The sequence below is a fragment of the Persicitalea sp. genome, from assembly GCF_041751555.1.
Taxonomy (GTDB): Bacteria; Bacteroidota; Bacteroidia; order Cytophagales; family Spirosomataceae; genus Persicitalea.
In genome coordinates this window covers 1-4,393 of the sequence record NZ_JBGSXF010000034.1, presented here as the reverse complement: position 1 = coordinate 4,393, position 4,393 = coordinate 1, and the positions used below count along the sequence as shown (strand labels likewise).

The 4,393-nt window shown below is 49.7% G+C and carries 5 protein-coding genes; 2 read left to right on the top strand and 3 right to left on the bottom strand.

Annotated elements, in window-relative coordinates; all coding sequences use genetic code 11:
- Together ACEW8P_RS01020 and ACEW8P_RS01015 are read left to right on the top strand one after the other, a co-directional pair.
- Positions 1-635 (top strand): transposase (locus tag ACEW8P_RS01020; protein ID WP_373511251.1); only part of this gene is annotated, 635 nt, incomplete at its 5' end.
- Positions 635-958 (top strand): hypothetical protein, encoded by a 324-nt coding sequence (locus ACEW8P_RS01015; protein ID WP_373511250.1) that lies wholly within the window; start codon positions 635-637, stop codon positions 956-958. The genes ACEW8P_RS01020 and ACEW8P_RS01015, both read left to right, overlap by 1 nt.
- 3 nt (positions 959-961) lie before the next feature.
- Here ACEW8P_RS01015 and ACEW8P_RS01010 read toward each other — a convergent pair whose 3' ends face one another.
- From ACEW8P_RS01010 to ACEW8P_RS01000, 3 genes are all read right to left on the bottom strand, one after another.
- Entirely contained in the window at positions 962-2,425 is a 1,464-nt protein-coding gene (locus ACEW8P_RS01010; protein ID WP_373511249.1) for a C1 family peptidase, read from the bottom strand.
- Positions 2,426-2,445: 20 nt separating this feature from the next.
- The gene (locus tag ACEW8P_RS01005; protein ID WP_373511248.1) at positions 2,446-3,627 is read right to left on the bottom strand and encodes a hypothetical protein; all 1,182 of its coding nucleotides are present in this window, start codon (positions 3,625-3,627) and stop codon (positions 2,446-2,448) included.
- A gap of 25 nt (positions 3,628-3,652) precedes the next feature.
- Positions 3,653-4,393, bottom strand: a 741-nt coding sequence (locus tag ACEW8P_RS01000) for a hypothetical protein (RefSeq protein WP_373511247.1), incomplete at its 5' end; no start/stop codon positions are given.

Genomic DNA, 4,393 nt, shown 5'->3' with positions numbered 1-4,393 from the left:
TGAAGTGGTTGAAATACCTCATAGACAATGAAATAGATTTCATTGTCAGGCTAAAAAGCGGAACCTATAAGGAAGCCATAGATCAATCCGCTGGCAGAAGCTACATGCAGTTGTGCAGCAAGGTCAAGCGCAGTAAAGTGGCCGGAAAAGTGCTGGGGAAGCCTTTTGTTTTGGAGGAAATCCCGCTCAATTTCGTGGTGCTCAAAAACTGCAGGCAGGATGCTGATGATCCCCTGGTCTTGCTGGTGACCAGCCTTCGGGAACCCGCCCGGTCGATAGCCGACAAATATCGCATGCGCTGGAAGATTGAGGCCTTTTTCAAGCATATGAAGACGAATGGCTTCTCACTGGAGGCCATGAATCTGGGCACCGAATCCCGATGCCAGTTGCTGATGGCCATTGTCGTGTTCGCCTATGTGCTTTCAATCAAGGAAGGGTTGAAAACGTACAGTAAGGTGCGCATCAAACTATACCCGGATGGGGCACAGGAAAGGGAGGAGTCTGTCTTCAGGCACGGCCTGAACAGCTTGATGCGATTCTGTGCCAACATGCTCACTTTTTGCCGACATCTATTCAGTGAATTAGGAACCAACAAAATACCGACACCGATTATGATTTTAGAAAATGTCCAGTAGTGTGGAGGGAAATCCTACAATTCGTCATACGTTTCGATAAGAGTCAATCTCGTAAGATACTCTTTGTTAGGCGTTCGCTTCATACTATCGAAGAGTGTACCGACATACTTGATCTGATCGGTATTTTTTTTAAAACGATCAAGGTACTCGCCAATGCTCATTCGCTCTGTCACCCGCCTGGCGCGGGCATCGCTGGCGGGGTACTTGTTTTTACGGATCAGTTCAATTTTTGCATTCCGGCGGAAAGCGTGCCTAATTTCATCGGTCTGGTGGTCGGCCTCATCGTCGGTTATCTGCTTGGCTCACGGATGGGCAAAAAGTAAGCCCTATTTGTGTTCCAGACTAATAAGTAACGGCACGATGTGTCCTTCCTGTTGGCCGCGTAGCGTGAAGTTTACTTTTCGGTTGTCGTATTCTACTTTCTCGTAGGGCACTAGGTCTTCGCCAAAAGCGGTCAACGCGCGGTTGGTGAAGTTGCCTTGTACCTTTTTCATCTCGCAAAGGTAGTGTTCTATGTTGAGTGCATTTTTCGAAAAGAGGAAGAGCCAGTACTCGGTACCCACCACATTGTCCAGCTTGTAGTGTAAACTCTCCGATGGCAGTAGCATGGTGGTGTTGGCCCCGATATGGGGACTAATCTTGTCCGATACCGGAAAGAGAGTCGTTATGCTCGGGTCGGAAGAACTCCCCGCCAAGATATATATGTAGGCCCCTCGATCCACTTCGGTCACGAACTTGTAACTACTGCCTGACCGTTGGGCGTCACGCAGCTTGTAGGCCACCATGCCTTCCTGATTTTCGTTGCCCTGGTTGGTTTTCCCTTCGACGTTCCGCTCGTAGGGTACTTCGTTGTCGGTCACGAACGTGGCAAATTGCACAGACACTCTGCCCGCCATCGTCACCCCGGCGGAATCGGGCGCGATGGGCAGGTAAGCCTGGTAGCCATACTTGGTGTATTCGTTATAGTCGGGGTAGGTCATCCAAAAGTAGCCGTCCTCGCCCCAGTCTTTACCGTAACTGTTAACGATTTTGAAGGCACCGCCAAACTTATTGTCGTCATAACCCACCACGCAGACCGCGTGGCCGGTGCTCCGTTTATTCGAGTCGGCAGGCTTCCACAGGCCCGACTCGTCCTCGCCGCCAAAAAGCCGCTTGATCCAGCGCCAGATTTGGCCAAAAAAACCTAAATGATTAAACGAGGGCGTCGTCTGGAAGGCGATGATGACGGGCGTCATTTCTGCCAGGGCTTTTTTAGTAGCCACGACTACGCTGCCCTGCTTGTCGCCCAAGTCAAACAACCGGACGTAATCCATGATTCGGCTATCGGCGCGGGCAAGTTGCGGGTCGTTCGGATTGCAATCGCGGTAGCCTTTTTCGGAGAATCGTGCGACGCCGATTTCGCGCATATAGATCATGGCTGTGTCGATCAGGCTACCGTTTTGACAATTACTGTCCGTCGAATCCTTGATGGCGTTGTACAGAAAGGAAGGCGAAAAACTCAGCGAGTCGATTTTGGCGCGATCGGTGATGCCCCGGCTCACGGCTTCCAGAATCGTGCGGCCGTAGTAGGCCGAAGCGAAGCCCACGCAGGTACCAAACTTCCCCTGGTGCATCACGCTGGGTGCGTAGGGCGACAGATCAACGCGGGCAGGTAGTGCGGCGGAAGCAGTCGCTTGCGCCAAGTACTTTTGCGGTACTTTCTCGTAGGAGGCGTCATCAAAATTCATTCCCTGGGCGTAAAGCCCGGAATGAACGAAAAGCGAAAAGAGAAGAAGGAATAATTGGCGCATAGGGTAGAGAAAGTTAAATACTACAATTCATCGTAAGTTTCAATGATGGTCAGGCTGGTGATATATTCCCAATTGGGGTTTCGCTTTACGCTCGCAGCGTCTACCTTCACTTTCTCTATGCGATCAGCTACTGTCTTAAAATGGGTCAAATAATCCGCAATACTCATTACATCGGCTGCTTGCTTGGCTCTCGGATCGCTGCTGGGATATTTGTTTTCACGTTTCAATTCAATTTTAGCATTCGGGTAAAAAGCTTTGCTGATTTTGTCACTTACTTCTTCATAATTTCCTCCTTCGCGTTTATAGGTTAAGAGCTCTCCCTGAATATCTCCGGTAGTCATGGAATTCTGGTACGAAGGGTACGTGGTGGTATTGCGGAGCTGGTTGGGCGTGCCGGCTATAAATTCGAATACGGGTGTTTGATCGATTGAAGCACGATTAATGGAAAAGTACTCAAAATTAAGAGTATCAGGGTGGGATCCCGCGCGCTTCAGAAGTTTCGGCCAGGTTGCTGCCCTCACGCCGATAAACCCGAATTGGAGACATTCCTGAAAAGCAAATTCATTGAATATGAAGGTATATAGCGAACCCTTACCCGTATCTCCCCAAACTTTTTGCCCTTTTTTGGCGCTGGCTATCTTGATTAGCCCGCAGAAACCCAGAAACAGTTTCTTCAAAGACACCTTCTTGACTTCCTCGTCCAGAAGCGCACCAGGATAGGTTATAAACTCTAGCGTGGTATCGCGGCAATCGGCCATGACGACATTAAGCCGTGCGCCTCTTTCCTGCAAAATATCACCCACCTCGTCGAGAGACAGTGGTGGCTCACTGCTGAAAAAAGATAGCAGGGGCTGCAAGGCGCTTTCTTTCAGCTTGAACGCCGGAAATTGACTATTCGCATCGGGGTAATAGCCCAGCCCCGTGTAGTAGAAGAAAACCACGTCCTGTGCGCCGATCCGCATTTGATTCAGCGTTTCCCGAACCGCCTTGGCCGTGAAGTTCGCGCGGTTATGAGGATACTCTTTAAGTTTCAGACCTGTACCCGACTCGGCGGTTTTCAGGATTTGCAGGATTTGTTTCTCGTCGCTCAAGCTGACACCGCCCAACTTGGGGTCTTCTACGTCCGAGACCAGAATGGCGTGGAGGGTTTGGGAATTTACGGAAGAAGACAAGAACACAAGTACGAGCAGAATCCATTTCATAACGGGTAGGTTTTGCGGTTCGGCATCAAAACAACTCATCGAACTCTAGGGTGATTGTCAATTCGGTAAGGTACTCTTTATTCGGCGTTCGTTTGAAGTTACCGAAGTCCGGTTTAACGGACTGAATCTGAGACGAGGCACTTTTGAACTGAGCTAAAAAGTCAGCGACGTTCATTTCAGCTTCTATTTTTTTTGCTTGGGGATGGCTCTCGGGGTACTTGTTCTTTCGGACAAGGTTTATTTTGGCATCCCGGCTAAAAGCCCGGCTGATTTCATCGCTGAGTTTTTTATAATCTCCCCCTGAAATCCGGTAACTATCGAGCATGGATTGTATATCCCAGACGGTGCGGGAGTATTTGTACGTTGCGTATCGAGTAGTTTGGCGGCGCTGGGAAGCCGAACAGGCTTTGATTTCGTAAACGGCTTGCTGGGTATCCAACTCCCGAAGACGATTATCGTTTCTGGAATAAATTCCGTTCGACTCCGTGTTTTTCAATATTTGTGGCCAGGTAGCCTGCCTTACACCATGGAATTGCGCATAGGGTAATATTTTAAAATAGCGATTGAAATTTTCGGTAAAGACCGACCCGATTCCAAACTCGCTACTGGCCCATACTCGCTTCCCCCTCCCGGCACTAGCCACCTTGACCAGCCCACACGAACCCAGAAAAAGTTTTTTCAAAAACACTTCCCCCATATCTTCGTCCAAGACGACTCCACTTTGGGGCGTCTCCAAATCCTCCGCCGTATCGCGGCAATCGGCCAT